This window comes from Massilia sp. NBRC 108631 (assembly GCF_059704565.1).
Genome location: NZ_BAAKJE010000190.1, coordinates 1 through 18,420, shown reverse-complemented (window position 1 = coordinate 18,420; position 18,420 = coordinate 1). Strand labels below are relative to the sequence as shown.

The window sequence follows — 18,420 nt, the reverse complement described above, 5'->3', positions numbered from 1 at the left end:
GCAAGCTAGTTGTACAGCACTCCCGGCAGCCACAACCCGATTGCGGGGAACATGTACAGCAGGAACACGCCCAGCACCTGGATCGCCATGAAGGGCAGCATGCCGAGGAAGATCTGGTTCAGGGTCACGTGCGGCGGCGCCACGCCCTTCAGGTAGAAGGCCGACATCGCCACCGGCGGGGACAGGAAGGCGGTCTGCAGGTTCATCGCCACCAGCAGGCCGAAGAACAGCGGGTCGATGTTGAAGTGGCCCAGCAGCGGTATGAAGATGGGCATGAAGATCACGATGATCTCGGTCCACTCCAGCGGCCAGCCGAGCAGGAAGATGATGACCTGCGCCAGCAGCATGAACTGCACCGGCGTCAGGTCCATGCCCAGCACCCAGCTGTTGATCAGCTCCTGCCCGCCCAGCAGCGCGAACGCGGCCGAGAAGATGCTCGAGCCGACGAACAGCCAGCACACCATGGCGCTGGTCTTGGCGGTGAGGTGGGCCGACTCGCGCAGCATGCCGATGTTGAAACGGCGGTAGGCGACCGCCAGCACCATGCCGCCCAGCGCGCCCATGGCCGCCGCCTCGGTGGGGGTGGCGAAGCCGAACACGATGCTGCCCAATACCGCCAGGATCATGAACGCCAGCGGGAACAGGGATCCCATCAGCATTTTCAGGATTTCCAGGCGGGCGAAGGAGAAGTAGGCGTAGAACAGCAGCAGCGCCACCGTGCCGATTCCCAGCGCGATCCAGTAGCCGGCCGGCGCCGGCTTGGGCTGCGGCGCGTCCGCCGGGGCGGCGGCGGTGGCCGCTGCGCCGTTGCGTGCCGTTGCGGCTCCCGCTGGCGGCGTGGCGGCGGAGCTGCCCGGTCCGGCTGCAGCGCCTGCCGTGCCGGTCGCCGTATCGCTTGCCGGCTGCGGCGCCTCCGTGCCGGGCGGCTCGGCCAGGTCGTTGTTTGCCGGCGGTTCTTCCAGGCCGCCTTCCGGCGGCGGCTCCGCAAGGCCGCCTGCGTCGCTGCCGGACGAACTCAGATCCTGCGCGCTGCCCATCTCCACCAGTTCGCTGGGCGGCGCGGCAGGTTTGGTGACGATGCCATAGCTCGCCCCCATGAAGGCGGCGAACGCCAGCGCGGGCAGCAGCGCGATAAACAGCTGCTGCATCAGCGTGCGCTTGCTCGCGCCCGCCGGCGCCGGAGCCGCCTGCGCCAGCGCTGCGGCCAGTCCCGGCACGGCCATCGTGCGCCTGGACGCGGTGATGGCTTGCGCGAACGGCGGCAGGGCCACGCTGCGTTCTTCGGCAGTGAGCGGCGGCGCCGCGCTGGGCTTGAGTTTGGCCACCAGCATGACGTAGCCCACATACAGCACGGCCAGCATGACGCCGGGGAACAGCGCGCCCGCGTACAGCTTGACCACCGACACCCCGGCGGTGGCGCCGTACACGATCAGCAGCACCGATGGCGGGATCAGGATGCCCAGGCAGCCGCCGGCGGTGATGGCGCCCGCCGACAGCTGGGTGCTGTAGCCGGCCTTCAGCATGGCGGGCAGGGCCAGAAGGCCCATCAGTGTGACCACCGCGCCGACGATGCCGGTGGCGGTGGCAAAGATGGCGCAGGTGACGATGGTGGCCACCGCCAGCGAACCGGGCACGCGCGCCATGGCGATGTGCAGGCTCTTGAACAGCTTCTCGATCAGGTTGGCGCGCTCCACCAGGTAACCCATGAAGACGAACAGCGGGATCGAGATGAGCACGTCGTTCGCCATCACGGAGTAGGCGCGCTGCACCATCAGGTCCAGCGTCAGCTGGATGGCCTGGTTGGGATCGCGGCTATGAAAGGCGTACCAGGCGAACAGCACCCCCATGCCCATCAGCGTGAACGCAGTGGGGAAGCCCAGCATGATGGCCACCACCACCAGGGCGAGCATCAGCAGGCCGACGTGGCCGTTGGTCATGTCGGCCGGCGCCGGCATCAGCGCGAACAGGGCGATGACGATGCCGATCAGCATCGACAGGCCGAACCAGATCTCTTTCCTCATTTTTGTTCTCCAAGATCGTCCGCGTGCACCATTTCCTTGAGCTTGTCGACGTCCACTTCCTCGACATCCGGCTCGCGCGAAGGCCATGCGCCATCGCGCAGGCACAGCACGCAGCGCACGATCTCCACCGCGCCCTGCATCAGCAGCAGCGCGCCGGACAGCGGGATCACCATCTTGAAGGGATACAGCGGCGGACCGTTCGCGGTCAGCGTGGAATGCTCGTTGATGGCCAGCGACTCGGCCGCGTAGGTGTAGCCGGCCCACACCAGCGCCACCACGCCGGGAATGAAGAAGGCGATGTACAGCACCAGGTCCAGTCCGGCCTGCAGCCGGGGCGGGAAGAAGCTGTACAGCACGTCGCCGCGCACGTGGCCGTTCTTGGCCAGCGTGTAGGCGCCCGCCATCATGAAGGCGGCGCCGTACATCATGATCATCAGGTCGAAAGCCCAGGGGTTGGGGCGGTTCAGCGCGTAGCGCGCGAACACTTCCCAGGAGATGAGGAAGGTGAGCACGACAATCAGCCAGGAAAAGGCCTGGCCGATCCAGCTGCTTACCCGGTCGATGAAAAACAGAACGTTCTGCATGCAGGGACTCCGGAACAAGGTGTGGGCGCGCGTGGCATGCGCCAGCGCGCGGGCCGGCGCGGCCGGCTATGGCGCGCGCCGGGTGCTGCCGGTCCCGCAGTCAGGCCTTCCTGCCGAAGTAGTGGTTGTACGCCATGCGGCGCGGATTGTTGGTGTCCATGTCCCACTTCATGGCGCGCGCCGCAAATGCGCGCTGCGACTTTTCAACCTCGCGGAACAGCGGATTGTCGGCGCCTTTCTTGGCCACCACCTCGTCCCATATTTTCAACTGCTCCTGCAGCAGGGCGTCCGGCGTCTTGTAGAACTTCACGCCGTCTTTCGACTGCAGTTCGCCGTAGTCCTTGGAATAGCGGTCGATCGCCTTCCACGACATGTCGGCCGACGCCGCCTCGACGGCGTTGTCGATGATGGCCTTCATCTTGGCCGGCAGGGCATCGTACTTGGTCTTGTTGAAGGTGATCTCGAACTGCTCCGAGCTTTGGTGGAAGCTTTGCAGCATGCACACCTTGGAGACGTCCGGGAAGCCCAGCAGGCGGTCGGACGTGGCGTTGTTGAACTCCGCGCCGTCCAGCAGGCCACGGTCCATGGCGGGCACGATCTCGCCGCCGGGCAGTGCGTTGACCGCCGCGCCCATGGCGGTGAACAGGTCGATGGCCAGGCCGTTGGTGCGGAACTTCAGGCCCTTCAGGTCGTCCTTCTTGGTGATCGGTTTTTTGAACCAGCCCAGCGGCTGGGTAGGCATGGGGCCGGTCAGGAAGGACACCACGTTGGCGCCGATCGACGAATACAGCTTGACCAGCAGCTCCTTGCCGCCGCCATATTTATGCCAGGCCAGCACCATGTTCGCATCCATGCCGAACACCGGGCCGGAAGTCCACAGCGCGATGGCGCTCTGCTTGCCGTAGTTGTAGCCCATCACGCCGTGGCCGCCGTCCAGCGTGCCTTTCGACACCGCGTCCAGCAGGCCGAAGGCAGGCACCACCGAGCCGGCCGGCAGCACTTCGATTTTCAGCTCGCCGCCGGTCATGTCGTTGACCTTCTTGGCGAAGTCGCCCGCGTATTCGTGGAAGATATCCTTGCTCGGCCAGGTGCTCTGGAAGCGCAGCTGGGTGGGCGCTTGGGCGGTGGCGATCATTGGCAGGGCGAGCGCTGCGCCTGCGGTGCCGGCGGCGGCGTTGCCCAGAAACTTGCGGCGGGTGCTGAGGGACTGCTTGGCTGGGGTGTCGATCTTCTTCATCGTGTGTCTCCTGTTGTAATTTTGTACATGGAACAAGCCGATAAATCCTGATGCGATGAGATCTGAGGCGAAGTGATACGGGGCGACGCGGCGGGGTACCTCCTGTGTGTCAAGTTACTGATAACTGAATTGCAAGAATGTTCCAGCATGCTTACAGATTGCTTACACCGGGCTTACACGCAACGAAGGCTGTGCACGCTTCAGGAAATCAGTATATGATGACCATCATCTGGTTGGTTTATCAGAATTAATCTGCGAAGTAAGCCAGCCAGACTTTTTTTTCGACAATAATATGATGAGCATCATATTCCATAAATCTGAGAGGGAATGCCATGAGTAAGCAAATTGCAGTGATCACCGGCGCGTCGTCGGGCATCGGCGAGGTGTACGCGGACCGCCTGGCCCGGCGCGGTTACGACCTGGTGCTGGTGGCGCGCCGCGCCGAGCGCCTGCAAGCGCTGGCCGCCCGGCTCACCGGCGCGCACGGCGTCCGGGTCGACACGCTGGTGGCCGACCTGGAAACGGAACAGGGCCTGGCGCGCGTCGAGCAAGTCCTGGCCAGCGGCCCGGCGGTCAGCATCCTGGTCAACAATGCCGGGCTGGCCCGCCTTGCTCCGCTGCAGGCCAGCCCGGTGCAGGACTCCCTGTCCCAGATCGCCCTCAACATCACGGCGCTGACCCGCCTGGCGCATGCGGCGCTGCCCGGAATGATCTCGCGCAAGGAAGGCGTCATCATCAACATCGCTTCGGTCTTGGGCTTGCACACGCTGCCCTTCAGCGCGGTCTACAGCGGCACCAAGGCCTTCGTGGTGGCGTTCAGCCGCGGCCTGCAGCAGGAACTGGCCGACACCGGCGTCAAGGTGCAGGTGGTGCTGCCCGCCGCCACGGCCACTGAGGTCTGGGACAACTCCGGCGTGCCGCTGGCCGCGCTCGACCCTGCCACCGTAATGCAGACCGGCGACATGGTGGACGCCGCCTTGCGCGCGCTCGACCAGGGCGAGCAGCTCACCCTGCCTTCCGTGGCCGATGCGGAAGCGATCGATCGTTTCGAGACTGCCCGCGTGGCGCTGTTCGATGCGTCGCAAACCGGCAAGGTCGCTCCGCGCCTGCTGCCGCACTGATTCAACTGAACCCGATCAAGGATACTGCCATGTTATTTGACGCCTACTCCCTGCGCGCCACCGTGCTGAAGAACCGCGCCGTGATGTCGCCGCTCACCCGCAGCCGCGCCGTGCACAACAACACCCCGAACAGCCTGATGGCCACCTACTACGGCCAGCGCGCCGGCGCCGGCCTGATCATCACCGAGGGCACCTCGCCGTCGCCGAACGGGCTGGGCTACGCGCGCATACCCGGCCTGTTCAACGACAGCCAGGTGCAGGGCTGGAAGCTGGTGACGGAAGCGGTGCACGCCAAGGGCGGCAAGATCGTGGTGCAACTGATGCACACCGGCCGCGTGAGCCACCAGGCCAACCTGCCGGCCGGCGCTGAAGTGCTGGGACCGTCGGGCCAGACTTGCCCGGGCGAGATGTGGACCGACAGCCAGGGCAGCCAGCCGCATACCGCGCCGCGCGCGATGACCGACGCCGACATCGCGGCCACGGTCAGGGAGTTCGCCACCGCCGCGCGCCTGGCGCTTGCCGCCGGCTTCGACGGAATCGAACTGCACGCCGCCAACGGCTATTTGCTGGAGCAATTCCTGAACGCCAACGTGAACCGCCGCAGCGACAACTACGGCGGCTCTTCCGAGGGACGCAACCGGCTGGTGCTGGAAGTGGCACGCGCCGCCGCGAACGAGATCGGCGCCGAACGCGTCGGCATCCGCCTCTCGCCATATGGCGTGTTCAACGCCACTGGCGGCTACGATGGCGTGGACCAGCAGTACCGCGCGCTGGTGCAGGAACTGTCGGCACTGGGCTTGATGTACGTGCACGTGCTGGACCACTCGGCGCTGGGCGCGCCGCAGGTCCCGGCCGAGCTCAAGGCCGGCCTGCGGGCGGCATTCAAGGGACCGTTCATCCTGGCGGGCGGCTTCGGCAAGGAGAGCGCGGAGCGCGCGCTGGCCGAGGGCCGGGCGGACCTGATCGCGATGGGCCGCGCCTTCCTGGCCAATCCCGATCTGGTCGAGCGCATGCGCCTGGACCAGCCCCTGAACGCGCCCGACCCGGGCACCTTCTACACGCCGGGCGAGCAGGGTTACACGGATTATCCGGCGCTGGCAGCTTGAGCACAGGTGAAAAATGAAAGCACTCGTCCTGAAACGCTACGGCGGCGCCGGCAATCTCGAGCTGTCCGATGTCCCCCGGCCACTGGTCAAACCGGATGAAATCCTGGTGCAGGTGCACGCTGCCGGCCTCAATCCGGTCGACAACATGATTTCGAAGGGCATGTTCAAGCCCATCATCAAGCTCAAGCTGCCCGCCACCATGGGCAGCGACCTGGCCGGCGTGGTGCTGCAGGTGGGCAGCCGCGTGAGCCGCTTCAAGGCGGGTGACGCGGTGTTTGCCAGCGTGTTCGACCTGGGCGTGGGCTCGCTGGCTGAACTGGTCGCCGTGCCCGAATCCGCCGCAGCGCACAAGCCGGCCAATCTGGACTTCGTGCAGGCGGCCTCGGTTCCCATGGTGGGGCTCACCTGCTGGCAAGCGCTGCAAGAGCGCATCCAGTTGCGCCCGGGGCAGAAGGTGTTCATCCCGGCCGGATCGGGCGGCATTGGCACGTTCGCCATCCAGCTGGCCAAGCACCTCGGCGCCAGGGTCGGCACCACCACCAGCACCGCGAACCTGGAGCTGGTGCGCAGCCTGGGCGCCGACGAGGTGGTCGACTACAGGAAGGAAGAGTTCGAGCGCGTACTGGAGAACTACGATGCCGTGCTCGCAACGGTCAAGGGCGAAGGGCTGGAAAAGGCCGTGGGCATACTCAATCCCGATGGCGCGCTGGTCTCGCTGGTCGGCCCGCCGGATGCCGCCTTCGCGCGCGCACGCGGCATGAATGTGCTGATGCGCTTCGTGTTCGGCCTGTTGAGCCGCAAGATCAGGCGCCTCGTGCAGCGGCGCGACGCGCGCTACTCCTTCATGTTCGTGCGTCCCGACGGCCGCCAGCTGGCCGAGATCGGCGAGCTGCTGCAGCGTGCGCGCCTGCGCCCGGTGATCGACAAGGTGTTTCCGTTCGCACAGGTGCAAGAGGGGCTGGCCTATCTCGAGCAGGGCCGGGCCAGGGGCAAGGTTGTGGTGCAGATGGTTCAGGGTTGGCAGGGGACGGCGAAATCCACGTGATAGTGCTCGTCGTGCCGCACCCAGGGGCTGGATTTCATGAAGCGCAAGTGCTGGCGCAGATACGCGCCGCGCGGCGTCGCCATCAGCTGCGGCAGGTAGCGCGGATCGACGATCACCAGCGCCAGGTCCGCCTCCTGCGCCAGCGCGGCCTGGCGCAGCGCGTGCAGGTGATCCGCCAGGGCCGCGAAGTCGATGCGGTATGCGCCGTAGCGGCCCTGGGCGTCGAACTCGATGTCATAGCCGAAGCGGTTCAGCGGATTCGATGGCAGCATGGCCGATTGGCCGTCCGCCCCCAGGACCGGCATGAAGAAGTCCACCGAGGTGCCGGTCTGGTGCGTTTTGTGCGGCTTGAACGGCCCGCCGTTCTTCAGCCCGACCTCGCCGTAGACGTAGTGCGTCTCCGGGCGCGACGCCGCCAGCGCGGCGTAGGCGTCCTCCACGATGCGCGCCACCCGGGAATGCGCATAGGTGCGTCCGGCGGATGCCGCCAGCGCGCTGTAGGAGGAAAAATTCACGCCCTTGGCCGCCAATTGCACGCCGCCTTCGAGCCGTCCGCTGGCCACGCGGCCGTGGCATTGGCTTTGGGCCGCCAGGGCGTTTCCAGCGGCGAGGGCGGACAGGGCAAGCAAACTGAAGAGTTTCATCGGGCAGGTATCCAGAGACGAAAAAAAACCTGCGCCGCAGCGCAGGTTTTCGGGAAGCGGACGCCTCGCGATTAAGCGAAGTTGGCGGCCGCGAAGTCCCAGTTCACCAGGTTGAAGAAGTTCTCAACATACTTCGGACGCAGGTTGCGGGTGTCGATGTAGTAGGCGTGCTCCCACAGGTCGCAGGTCAGCAGCGCTTTGTTGTCGGTGGTCAGCGGGGTGGCGGCGTTGGAGGTGTTGACGATGTCCACGGTGCCGTCCGGCTTTTTCACCAGCCAGGTCCAGCTCGAACCGAAGTTGCCGATGCAGGACTTGGTGAACTCTTCCTTGAACTTGGCGAACGAACCCCATTTCGCGTTGATCGCGTCGGCCAGCGCGCCGGTAGGCTCGCCGCCGCCGTTTGGCTTCAGGCCGTTCCAGTAGAAGGTGTGGTTCCACACCTGGGCCGAGTTGTTGAAGATGCCACCGGAGGACTTCTTGATGATCTCTTCCAGCGACAGGGCTTCGAATTCGGTGCCCTTGATCAGGTTGTTCAGGTTGGTGACATACGCTTGATGGTGCTTACCATAGTGGTATTCCAGCGTTTCTTGCGAGATGTGCGGCGCCAGGGCGTCCATTGCATACGGCAGAGGTGGCAGGGTATGTTCCATGTGTCTATCCTTTTGGTTAAGTCTGAAAAGTCATTTTTGCTGAAACGACCATCATTGTAATCCTTAGCGGGCCAAGGCGCTGAATTGCCCCCGGATGGTGTGGGGGCAAGCGCGTGCCGCCGGGCGTCAGCGGCGCCGCGTGGTTTCGCGCACCACCAGTTCCAGCGGCGGCACCTGCGCCTGCACCGGCTCGCCGTTGATCAGGCGCAGCAGCGCGTGGGTGGCCACCAGCCCCATGTCGTATAGCGGCTGGCGTATGGTCGTTAGCGGCGGCGTGGTATAGGACGAGCCGGGCAGGTCATCGAAGCCGACCAGCGACACGTCGTCCGGCACCCGGATGCCCTTGCGGTACAGGCACAGGCGCACGCCGTAGGCGCTCTGGTCGTTGGCGGCGAACACGGCGGTGAACTGCTGGCCGGTGTCGAACAGGTGGTTGACCGCCAGCAAGCCGCTGTTTTCATGGAAATTGCCCTCGACCATCAGTTTCCGGTCGACCGCGATGCCGGACTCGCTCAGTGCGCGGCGGTAGCCGGCGGCGCGCTCCTCGGCGTCGATATTGTCGGCCGGGCCGGAGACGAAGGCGATGCGCCGGTGGCCCAGCTCGATCAAATGGCGCACCGCCATCCAGGCGCCGTATTCATTGTCCTGCTTGAAGCCCAGCGCGCTGCGCGTGTTCAGGCTGCGGCCGGTGGAGACGATGGGGCGCTGGGCCGAGAATTGCAGCACGGTCTCGTCGGACATGCGGCCCGACAGCAGGATGATGCCGTCCACCTTGCGCGCCAGCAGCAGGCGGATGCGGTCCGCTTCCTCCTCGGCGTTCCAGTGGCCGGACACGATCACCGAGGCGTAGCCGGTGCCTTTCAGGCCGTCGTCCACGCCGCGCAGGGTTTCGTCGAAGTAGGGCGAGGAAATATCCTGCACCACGATGCCGATGGTCTGCGAGCGGCCGCGCTTGAGGCCCTGCGCCATCAGGTTGGGCGCGAACTGGGTGCGGGCGATGGCGGCCATGACGGCCTGGCGCTTGTCGTCGGACACCTTGGCGGTGCCGTTCAGGATGCGCGACACGGTGCTGGGCGACACCCCGGCTTCGCGCGCGACGTCCAGCAAAGTCGAAGGGGAGGTGTGTTCGGTGTCGCTCAAGGTCGGTCCTGTCGTTGTTTTTTGAAATCCTTTTCAAGTACAGAATACCACAGTTTTTTGGCGCTTCCGCCCGCATTTTCACTCGTGGCAAGGCCGTATCGGACCGCGAAAAAAGCATAGTTGTTCAAAATATTATGATTGACTTCGCCTTTTCGCCGGTGTTAAATGCACACATTCTCTGAAAACGTTTTCACAGCCCTGAACATCCATATGACCAAACCCGACGCAGTTCCAACCACCGTGCCGGCCTTCCCGCCGGCCTTCACCTGGGGCGTGGCAACCAGCGCCTACCAGATCGAAGGCGGCGCCGCCGACGACGGCCGTGGTCCATCCATCTGGGACACCTTCACCCATACGCCAGGCAAGATCACCGACGCCAGCACCGGCGACGTCGCGTGCGACCATTACCACCGCTATGCCGAAGACGTGGACATCATCGCGTCGCTCAACGTGGACGCCTACCGCTTCTCGATCGCCTGGCCGCGCGTGCAGCCGGACGGCAGCGGCGCCTGGAATGAAGCCGGCTTCGATTTCTATGCCCGCCTGCTGGACAAGCTGGCCGAGAAAGACATCGCCGCCCACGTCACGCTGTACCACTGGGATTTGCCGCAAGCGCTGGAAGACAAGGGCGGCTGGCTTAACCGCGACACCGCCAGGCACTTCGCCGCCTACGCCGCCGAAGTGGCGCGCCGCTTCGGCAACCGTGTGGCCACCATCGCCACCCACAACGAGCCGTGGTGCACCGCCAACCTGGGTTACGGCATCGGCCAGTTCGCGCCCGGCATCGCCGATCCGGCCGCCGCCGTCAGCGCCTCGCACCAGCTGCTGCTGTCGCACGGACTGGCCATGCAGGCCATGCGCGCGCAGAACGTGTCGGCCAAGCTGGGCATCGTGCTGAACCAGTGGACCGCCAGCCCCGCCACCGATTCGGCCGCCGACCTCAAGGCTGCGGAAGTGGAGTGGGCGCGCTCGGTGGAATGGTTCATGGACCCGATCTTCAAGGGCAGCTACCCGCAGCTGGCGCTGGACAATATCGACTGCTCTTTGCTGTCTATTCATGAAAACGATTTCAACGACATCCGCCAGCCGATCGACTTCCTGGGCGTGAACTACTACTTCCGCGCCTACGTCAGCACCGAGACGCCGCCGCGCACGCCGCCGTGCGCGCTGGGCACCACCGACATGGGCTGGGAGATTTACCCGCAGGGCCTGAGCGAGCTGCTGCTCAAGCTGCACGGCCAGTACCAGCTGCCGCCGGTCTACATCACCGAGAACGGCATGGCCGTGGCGGACCGGCTGGAGGACGGGGCGGTGCACGACCAGCCGCGCATCGACTACCTGAAGATGCACCTGGCCGCGCTGCGCCAGGCCATGGCGGCGGGCGTGGACGTGCAGGGCTACTTCTACTGGAGCCTGCTCGACAACTTCGAATGGAACTCCGGCTACCTGCGCCGTTTCGGCCTGGTCCACGTCGACTACGAGACTCAGCAGCGCACCCTGAAGGACAGTGCGCACTGGTACCGCAACTTCATCAAGGAGCAATGACATGAATTCGAGCTGAGCTCAGCTGGAGTGCGGTAGTAGCCAAAGAGCTATGCAACACCATTAATATCAACGGACTAATAGAGGAAAGACAATGAAGAATTCGCACACCAAGGCGATGTGGAAACTCGCGCCACTCGCCCTCCTGACCGCCAACGCCTTCGCGCAGGAAGGCGCTGCAGCGGCAGCGGCCATGCCGGCGCCCGCCGCCGCCCCCGTGGAAGCGGCCGCCCCGGCGCGCAACGGCGAGATGGAAAAGATCATCGTTACTGCTACCCGCCGCAACACCTTTGTGCAGGAAACCCCGCTGGCGATCACCGCCTACAGCCAGGACACGCTGGCCAACAACCAGGTGAAAGACCTGGCCTCGCTCACTACCATGGTGCCTAGCCTGGTGGTGGAACAGCATGGCGACTCGGGCGGCGTGCACGTCTACATGCGCGGCGTCGGTTCCGCCAACCACACCGAGCTGGGCGACCCGGCCGTGGCCTTCTACATCGACGGCATCTACTCGCCGCGTCCACAGGGCGCCACCGCGCTGATGTACGACCTGTCCCACGTTGAAGTGGCGCGCGGCCCGCAAGGCACGCTGAACGGCCGCAACTCCACCGCCGGCGCGGTCAACCTGGTGTCCGGCGCGCCCAGCACCGAAAAGGTGTTCGGCTCGGCCGGCATCACCATCGGCGACTACCACCGCCTGCAGACGCAGGGCATGATCAACATTCCGCTGTCCGACGATATCGCGCTGCGCATCGCCGCCATCAAGGACAGCCATGACGGCACCGTGGACTTCCGCAAGGGCTCCAACGTGCTGCCCGGCGCAAAAAAATACGGCGCCGAAGACAAGATGGGCGCGCGTGCTTCGCTGCTGTGGCGCTTCACGCCGGACCTGAAAGCCACCGTCATCGCCGACTACTACAAGGACCAGGGCGCCGGCAACGTCTACCTGGCGGCCGAACCGGCAGCCGGCACCGAACTGCGTTCGGCGCTGATCGACAGCCCGGGCAACCTGGACCAGTCGATCACCACCTTCAAGGGCAAGCTGAACTACCACCCGAGCGACGCGCTGGACCTGACCTACCTGGGCAGCTGGAGCCGCTACAAGCGTTCCAACGTGAACGATGCCGACGCCGGCCTGTTCCCCGGCTTCAAGTCCGAAAACCGCACCGAGTGGGCCAAGTTCGACAGCTACTCGCATGAACTGCAGGCGCGTTCCGACAACGACGCGCCGTTCCAGTGGGTCGGCGGCTTGTTCCTGTTCGGCGAGAAGAACAAAGTGCGCTTCGACATCGACCGCAGCCAGATTTCGCAAGCGACCGTGCAGCAGGACATCGCCGCCGGCAACGTGATCTTCGTGCGTCCTACCGTGGGCCAGTACGCATCGGCCATGTCCTTCATCCAGGGCGACCGCCAGCTGAAATCGAAAGCCGTGTTCGCGCAGGGCAGCCTGCAGGTAAACGACGAACTGAAAGCCACCGTCGGCGCGCGCTACACCAAGGACCACAAGTTTGACATCGGCGGCCAGAACTGGGCCTGCCCGAACTGGCCTGCCAACGTCCCGCTGGGCACCACCGTGCTGACGCCGGACCAGATCAAGCAGCTGGTCACGCCGGGCACCGGCACCATCAACACCCACAACATCGGCCCTGGCGGCGTGGTGAGCGCGGCCACCTGCGGCAATACCTACGGCGACAACACGGCCGACCTGCGCTACGGCCAGGCCACCTGGCTGGGCCGCGTGGAATACAAGCTGCGTCCCGAGATCCTGCTGTACGGTTCGGTCACCACCGGCTTCCACTCGCCGGCCATCGGCGACGGCGGCGCCACCACCAAGCCGGAAAAGCTCACCAGCTATGAGCTGGGCATGAAGTCCGACCTGCTGGACCGCATGCTGACGTTGAACGTGGCTGCCTTCCACATGAAGTACAAGGACAAGCTGGAGTCCCAGGTGGTGAACAGCGTGCTGGCCAACTTCAACGCAGCCGGCGCCACGGTAAACGGCGTGGAAGCGGAATGGACCTGGCGCCCGACCAAGGTGGACCGCCTGACCGGCAACGCCACCTGGCTCGACGCCACCTACGACAGCTTCATCTCCTGCGACGTGGACTCGGCGCGCGCCAAGGGTCTGTCCTGCGGTTCCACCGCGCCGAACGTGGACGTGGGCGGCAGCGTGATGAAGCACGCGCCGAAGTTCGCCACCACGCTGCAGTACGAACATGACTTCGCCACCAGCAAAGGCTTGTTCACGCCACGCATCTCGGCCCACTACGAAGGCGAAACCTTCGTCGGCGCCGGCGCCTTCAGCAACGACGTGCCCGGCCATGCCGGCGTGAAGAAGCAGAAAGCCTACTCCACGCTGGACCTGAGCCTGCGCTTCCAGCCGTTGAACAAGGCCTACACGGCGGAGCTGTTCGTGCAGAACGCCACCGACCGCGAAGTCAAGCTGGACGTGGTGGAGCTGTGCACCGACACCGGCATGCCATGCCAGCCTACCCAGCAGATCTACGGCGCGTTCTATAATGCGCCCCGTACGATAGGCGCGCGCGTGTCGATGAAGTTCTAAACCAACCCCGTAAGGCCGGGGCCGGTCCCAGCGGGACCGGCCCCAGGTTGTGCCGAGGGTTCAAAGGTGGCAACCATGAAGATCGAGAACATCCCCCAGCATTCCCTCGCGTTCTTTGACGAAGGTGAAGACGAGGACGGCGGCGGCGGCGCGCGCTACGAGCGGCCCTGGCTGCTGGCCGACATCGGCGGCACCAACGCCCGCTTCGGCCTGCAGACCGCGGCCGGACGCATCGACGCCATCTGGGTCGCCGAATGCGCCGCCTATCCCACCCTGGGTGCGGCCATCGTGCAGTACCTGTCGCAGCCCGCCACGGTGGCGGCCGGCGGCTACCAGGCGCGCCAGGCAGGCATTGCCATCGCCAATCCCATCGACGGCGACGCGGTGCGCATGACCAACCACCACTGGTCGTTTTCCATCGAAGCGATCTGCTCCCAATTCGGCCTGGCCTCGCTGCATGTGGTGAACGACTTCGCCGCGCTGGCGCGCGCCGTGCCGTTCCTGTCGGCGCAGCACCGCGTGCAGGTGGGCGGCGGCGAAGCGCGCGGGCGCGGCGTGATCGGCCTGGTGGGCGCGGGCACGGGACTGGGCGTATCCGGCCTGGTCCCGGCGGGCAAGCAATGGATCGCGCTGGACAGCGAAGGAGGACACAGCACCTTCGCCGCCGTCAGCGAGCGCGACATCCACATCCTGCGCAAGGCCAGCGAGCGCTATGGCCACGTGTCGGCCGAGCGCGTGGTGTCCGGGCCCGGCATCCGGCTGATTTATGAAGTGCTGGCCGAACGGGCCGGCGCGGGGCCGCAGGCCATCGACACGCCCGCCATCATCGAGCGCGGCCTGCGCGGCGAATGCCTGGTGTGCGTGGAGACCCTGGAGACGTTTTGCGAGATGCTCGGCACCATCGCCGGCAATGTCGCCATCACGCTGGGCGCGCGCGGCGGCATCTACATCGGCGGCGGCATCGTGCCGCGGCTGGGGGCATTTTTCGCGCGCTCCGGCTTCCGCGCCCGGTTTGAACAGAAGGGGCGGCTGAGCAGCTACAACGCCCAGATCCCCACCTACGTCATTACGGCCGACTATCCGGCGCTGATCGGCATGTCCGTCATCCTGGCCGAGCTGGCGTAACGCAGCCGTAACCCGGCGGATCAGCCGGCGGCAGGCTTGACGGCCGCGATCTCAATCCGGGCGCTGCCCTCGGCCAGCCGCACCGTCACGCTGTCGCGTGGCAGCAGCTGCGATGGCGCGCGCAGGATGGCGCCGTCCTGGCCGGTGACGATGGCGTAGCCGCGTTCCAGCGTGCGCTGTGGATTGAGCATCTCCAACTGCGCCGCCAGCGCATTGAGCGCATCGCGCTTTTGCGCCTGCTGGTTGGCGATGCTCAGGGCGGCGCGCCGCTGCAAACCCTCCATCTGCGCCCGCAACGCGCGCACGTCCGGCCGCAGCGCCGACCAGCGCGACTGCAATTTGTCGAAGCCCACGCGCGCGTAAGCCAGCGGGGCGCGGTTGGCGTGCGTCAGCGCCGTGGCGTGCGCCTGCAGCTTGCTGCGCTGCTGCGCGATCTGCGCGGAAGGACTCAGCAGGCGGCGCGTGTAACCGTCCAGCGTCTGCGCCGCGTCGCCCAGCGCGCGCTGCATGGCGCGGCGCAAATCGGTGGCGTCGGCGCGCAGGGACGCCAGCCAGTCGGCGCGCGGCGTGGCGGCCAGCTCGGCGGCTGCAGTCGGCGTGGCCGCGCGCAGGTCGGCCGCGAAGTCGGCGATGGTGAAATCGGTTTCGTGGCCGACGCCGGAAATCACCGGCACATTGCAGTTGGCCACCGCATACGCCACCGCCTCGTCGTTGAACGCCCACAAATCTTCGATACTGCCGCCGCCCCGGCACACGATCAGGATCTCGCACTCGGCCCGCGCCGACGCGGTATTGATGGCCGCCGCAATCTGCTCCGGCGCCTGCTGGCCCTGCACCAGGGTGGGGTAGAGCACCACGCGCACGTGCGGCGCGCGGCGCTTCAGGGCGGTCAGCACGTCGCGCAGGGCGGCGCCGGTGGGGCTGGTGACCACGCCGATGGTGCGCGCGAACAGGGGCAGGGCGCGCTTGCGGTCCTGGTCGAACAGGCCGGCCGCGCCCAGGCGCTCCTTCATCCGCAAGAACGCCTCGAACAGGGCGCCCACGCCGGCGCGGCGGATCGCTTCCACATTGATCTGGTAATCGCCGCGCGGCCCGTACAGGGTGACCAGTGCCCGCACTTCCACCTTGTCGCCCTCGCGCGGCACGAAGCCGGCGTACTGGGCCCGGCCACGGAACATCACGGCCCGCACCTGGGCCGCATCATCCTTCAGCGTGAAATACCAATGTCCGGAACTGGCGCGCGTGAAATTGGAAATTTCGCCAGATATCCACGTAAGCGGAAAACTGCGCTCCAGCAGCCGGCTGACCGCCTGGTTGAGTGCACTGACGGTGATGACGGCTGCTTGCGGGGTACTGCTGTCGGTTGGAATGCTGGTATTCATCGTTCAGGAAAGGGAAACTGTCCACAAAATCGCGCGCAGGTCATGCTTATGTCACACATCATCTTTCAAGGCAAGTATTTTTTGTAAACACTTGATTTTAAAGGGTAAACCAGGATGCTACATTAGCGTGCACTGCAGGAAAATCCTTATGGATCAAGTACTTTGCTGCGGGCGGCGGGGGTTACGCACAAAGTTATCCACAAAAAATGTGCGGAACTTTTCGGTGGCAAATGCCCCGTCTGTGGACAAGAACAACTGTGCTAAAAATTTACGCATAGAAATATTTACTTTATAAATCAAGTACTTGATCCCGCCCAGCCCCGCTTGCGCACAATTTTATCCACAGAAGATGTGCATAGGTCCTGCTGCATACCAATTGCCGAAGCAGCGCCGCAGGGCGGCGGGGAGGGCGCGCCGCGCGCTGTATAAAATTTAAGCGCCATAACTTAATTGTTACGAATCAATGACATAGCTGCCACTTCGCAGCCTTGCACACAATCTTATCCACATATTGTGTGCAGAAGTGCACAGTTGTACACCTGCCTCAGGGCAAGTAACTCGCGGTACCTGGTCCGGATATTGCTGCCTGTTTTTTGATCGCTGGATGATTTTCCTTTAAAAACATGGTCTTAGCCCTTATTCATTGGCCTTGCTAACAATTTTGTCCACAGTTTTTGTGCAGAATCAGGCACTTGTCCCCAAAGGCCTTTAGAACCATGGGTTTTCATGTCAATAACCATACAAAACCCAGTCGTTTCGACCGTATGCGAAATTTTTACGCATGGAAAGAAAGTGCTTATGAATCAAGGACTTTGCCATCCATCAATGTCCTTGCTAACAATCTTATCAACAGAATATGGGGAGAACTGTGGAGATCCGTGGGCGCGTGCACCCGTAGCGCGCTGCGTCATTTTTATGCATGGGTTAATTTTCCTTTGAAATCAGGTGCTTGAAGTGTTGCGAGCTGCCTTGCTAACAATCTTGTCCACAGAAAGTGTGCAGAATGGTGGATAAGCCCGCTTGCAGCGAACTACTTGCCGATCAGGCCTCAACAAGATACATTGCGCGTCTAGGCATTCCTGCCTGCGCAGTCCCCAAACACAGGAGTTCGTTTTGCTCGCCATCATCCAAGCCGCAGGCTGGCCCATCTGGCCTCTGCTGATCGCCTCCATCGTTGCCACCGCCCTCATCATCGAACGTCTGCTGTTCCTGCGCCGCGCCAAGATCATCCCGCGCCAGTTGCTGGATGAAGTGGTGGGCGTCTACCGCAGCGGCAATATCACGCCGGACGTGATCCAGAAGCTCGAGCAGAGCTCGCCGCTGGGCGTGGTGCTGTCGGCCGCGCTGCGCAACATCGACTCGCCGCGCGACGTGATGAAGGAAACCATTGAGGAGGCCGGCAGCGGCGTGGCCCACATGCTGGACCGCTTCCTGACCACGCTGGGCACCATCGCCACGCTGGCGCCGCTGATGGGCCTGTTTGGCACCGTGGTCGGCATGATCGAGATCTTCGGCGCGCAAAACGCCACCGGCACCAATCCGGCCCAGCTGGCGCACGGCATCTCGGTGGCGCTATACAACACCGGTTTCGGCCTGGCCATCGCCATGCCGACGCTGGTGTTCTACCGCCACTTCCGCGCGCTGGTGGACAGCTTCATCATCGAGATGGAGCAGCAGGCCATCAAATTTGTCGACGTGGTGCACTGCTCGCGGAAGACCTGACCATGGGCATGAACTTCCGCCGCGGCCAGCACCGCGAAGACCCGGAGATCAACCTGATCCCGTTCATCGACGTACTGCTGGTGATTTTGATCTTCCTGATGGTGACCACCACCTACAGCAAGTTTACCGAGCTGCAGATCACGCTGCCGACCGCCGAGGCCGAAAAGGCGCACGAGCGGCCCAACGAGATCAACGTGACGGTCGACGCCAAGGGCAACTACACGGTGAACAACGTGCCGGTATCGTTCCAGAACGTGGCCGGCCTGGCCGAGTCGCTGAAGAGCGCCGCCAAGGCCGACGGCCAGGACGGCAAATCGCCGGTGATCATCATCAACGCCGACCAGTTCGCCATGCACCAGATGGTCATCAACGTCATGGAAGCGGCACGCCTGGCCGGCTACGACAAGCTCACCTTCGCCGCCCAAACCGGCACCACCAAATAAGAAACCGCCCCAGGATTCAGCCCCTTCCTACAAGCAGCCTGAGCCGCATCGCCCCAACTTCGGGGTCAGACCCCGAAGGTGGGGCGATGCGGCGC

At 64.6% G+C, this 18,420-nt stretch carries 15 protein-coding genes; 8 read left to right on the top strand and 7 right to left on the bottom strand.

The window, feature by feature from the left end:
* Positions 1-5: 5 nt before the first annotated feature.
* From AC6H42_RS20935 to AC6H42_RS20925, 3 genes are all read right to left on the bottom strand, one after another.
* The gene (locus AC6H42_RS20935) at positions 6-2,021 is read right to left on the bottom strand and encodes a TRAP transporter large permease (RefSeq protein ID WP_497548861.1); all 2,016 of its coding nucleotides are present in this window, start codon (positions 2,019-2,021) and stop codon (positions 6-8) included.
* Positions 2,018-2,605 carry a TRAP transporter small permease subunit gene (locus tag AC6H42_RS20930; RefSeq protein WP_057158873.1) on the bottom strand — a complete coding sequence of 196 codons (588 nt, stop codon included), beginning with the start codon at positions 2,603-2,605 and terminating at the stop codon, positions 2,018-2,020. The genes AC6H42_RS20935 and AC6H42_RS20930 overlap by 4 nt, the downstream gene beginning before the upstream one ends.
* A gap of 100 nt (positions 2,606-2,705) precedes the next feature.
* Positions 2,706-3,842 carry a TRAP transporter substrate-binding protein gene (locus tag AC6H42_RS20925; RefSeq protein WP_057158872.1) on the bottom strand — a complete coding sequence of 379 codons (1,137 nt, stop codon included), beginning with the start codon at positions 3,840-3,842 and terminating at the stop codon, positions 2,706-2,708.
* Positions 3,843-4,174: 332 nt separating this feature from the next.
* Here AC6H42_RS20925 and AC6H42_RS20920 point away from each other — a divergent pair, with 332 nt between their 5' ends.
* The 3 genes from AC6H42_RS20920 to AC6H42_RS20910 are packed head-to-tail and all read left to right on the top strand — an operon-like array spanning position 4,175 to position 7,114.
* Positions 4,175-4,963: an SDR family NAD(P)-dependent oxidoreductase gene (locus tag AC6H42_RS20920; RefSeq protein ID WP_497548860.1), complete on the top strand. Its 789-nt coding sequence runs from the start codon at positions 4,175-4,177 to the stop codon at positions 4,961-4,963.
* A gap of 29 nt (positions 4,964-4,992) precedes the next feature.
* A complete protein-coding gene (locus AC6H42_RS20915) occupies positions 4,993-6,069 on the top strand; it encodes an alkene reductase (RefSeq protein ID WP_497548859.1) in 1,077 nt (358 codons plus the stop codon).
* A gap of 13 nt (positions 6,070-6,082) precedes the next feature.
* Entirely contained in the window at positions 6,083-7,114 is a 1,032-nt protein-coding gene (locus AC6H42_RS20910; protein WP_057158869.1) for an NADP-dependent oxidoreductase, read from the top strand.
* On the opposite strand, the gene AC6H42_RS20905 is transcribed toward AC6H42_RS20910, so the two are convergent.
* From AC6H42_RS20905 to AC6H42_RS20895, 3 genes are all read right to left on the bottom strand, one after another.
* Entirely contained in the window at positions 7,081-7,758 is a 678-nt protein-coding gene (locus tag AC6H42_RS20905; RefSeq protein WP_057158868.1) for a penicillin-insensitive murein endopeptidase, read from the bottom strand. The two genes, AC6H42_RS20910 and AC6H42_RS20905, sit on opposite strands and share 34 nt — an antisense overlap.
* Before the next feature lie 71 nt (positions 7,759-7,829).
* Positions 7,830-8,408, bottom strand: coding sequence for a superoxide dismutase [Fe] (sodB, locus tag AC6H42_RS20900; protein WP_057158867.1), 579 nt, complete (start codon positions 8,406-8,408; stop codon positions 7,830-7,832).
* A gap of 126 nt (positions 8,409-8,534) precedes the next feature.
* Positions 8,535-9,548 (bottom strand): LacI family DNA-binding transcriptional regulator, encoded by a 1,014-nt coding sequence (locus AC6H42_RS20895; RefSeq protein ID WP_057158866.1) that lies wholly within the window; start codon positions 9,546-9,548, stop codon positions 8,535-8,537.
* 210 nt (positions 9,549-9,758) lie between these two features.
* Between AC6H42_RS20895 and AC6H42_RS20890 the strand changes: the two genes are divergently transcribed.
* The 3 genes from AC6H42_RS20890 to AC6H42_RS20880 all read left to right on the top strand — a co-directional run bounded on the left by AC6H42_RS20890 (position 9,759) and on the right by AC6H42_RS20880 (position 14,778).
* Positions 9,759-11,093, top strand: a complete 1,335-nt coding sequence (locus AC6H42_RS20890) for a GH1 family beta-glucosidase (RefSeq protein ID WP_057158865.1) — start codon at positions 9,759-9,761, stop codon at positions 11,091-11,093.
* A gap of 91 nt (positions 11,094-11,184) precedes the next feature.
* Positions 11,185-13,653, top strand: coding sequence for a TonB-dependent receptor (locus AC6H42_RS20885; RefSeq protein ID WP_057158864.1), 2,469 nt, complete (start codon positions 11,185-11,187; stop codon positions 13,651-13,653).
* Between the two features lie 75 nt (positions 13,654-13,728).
* Positions 13,729-14,778 (top strand): glucokinase, encoded by a 1,050-nt coding sequence (locus AC6H42_RS20880; protein ID WP_497548858.1) that lies wholly within the window; start codon positions 13,729-13,731, stop codon positions 14,776-14,778.
* A 20-nt stretch (positions 14,779-14,798) separates the two neighbouring features.
* Here AC6H42_RS20880 and xseA read toward each other — a convergent pair whose 3' ends face one another.
* The gene (gene xseA / locus AC6H42_RS20875; protein WP_057158863.1) at positions 14,799-16,160 is read right to left on the bottom strand and encodes an exodeoxyribonuclease VII large subunit; all 1,362 of its coding nucleotides are present in this window, start codon (positions 16,158-16,160) and stop codon (positions 14,799-14,801) included.
* Between the two features lie 1,113 nt (positions 16,161-17,273).
* Here xseA and AC6H42_RS20870 point away from each other — a divergent pair.
* Together AC6H42_RS20870 and AC6H42_RS20865 are read left to right on the top strand one after the other, a co-directional pair.
* On the top strand, positions 17,274-17,882 hold the full coding sequence (locus tag AC6H42_RS20870) for a MotA/TolQ/ExbB proton channel family protein (protein ID WP_056402834.1): 609 nt from the start codon (positions 17,274-17,276) through the stop codon (positions 17,880-17,882).
* 8 nt (positions 17,883-17,890) lie between these two features.
* Positions 17,891-18,325, top strand: coding sequence for an ExbD/TolR family protein (locus AC6H42_RS20865; protein ID WP_057159006.1), 435 nt, complete (start codon positions 17,891-17,893; stop codon positions 18,323-18,325).
* The last annotated feature ends 95 nt before the right edge of the window (positions 18,326-18,420 follow it).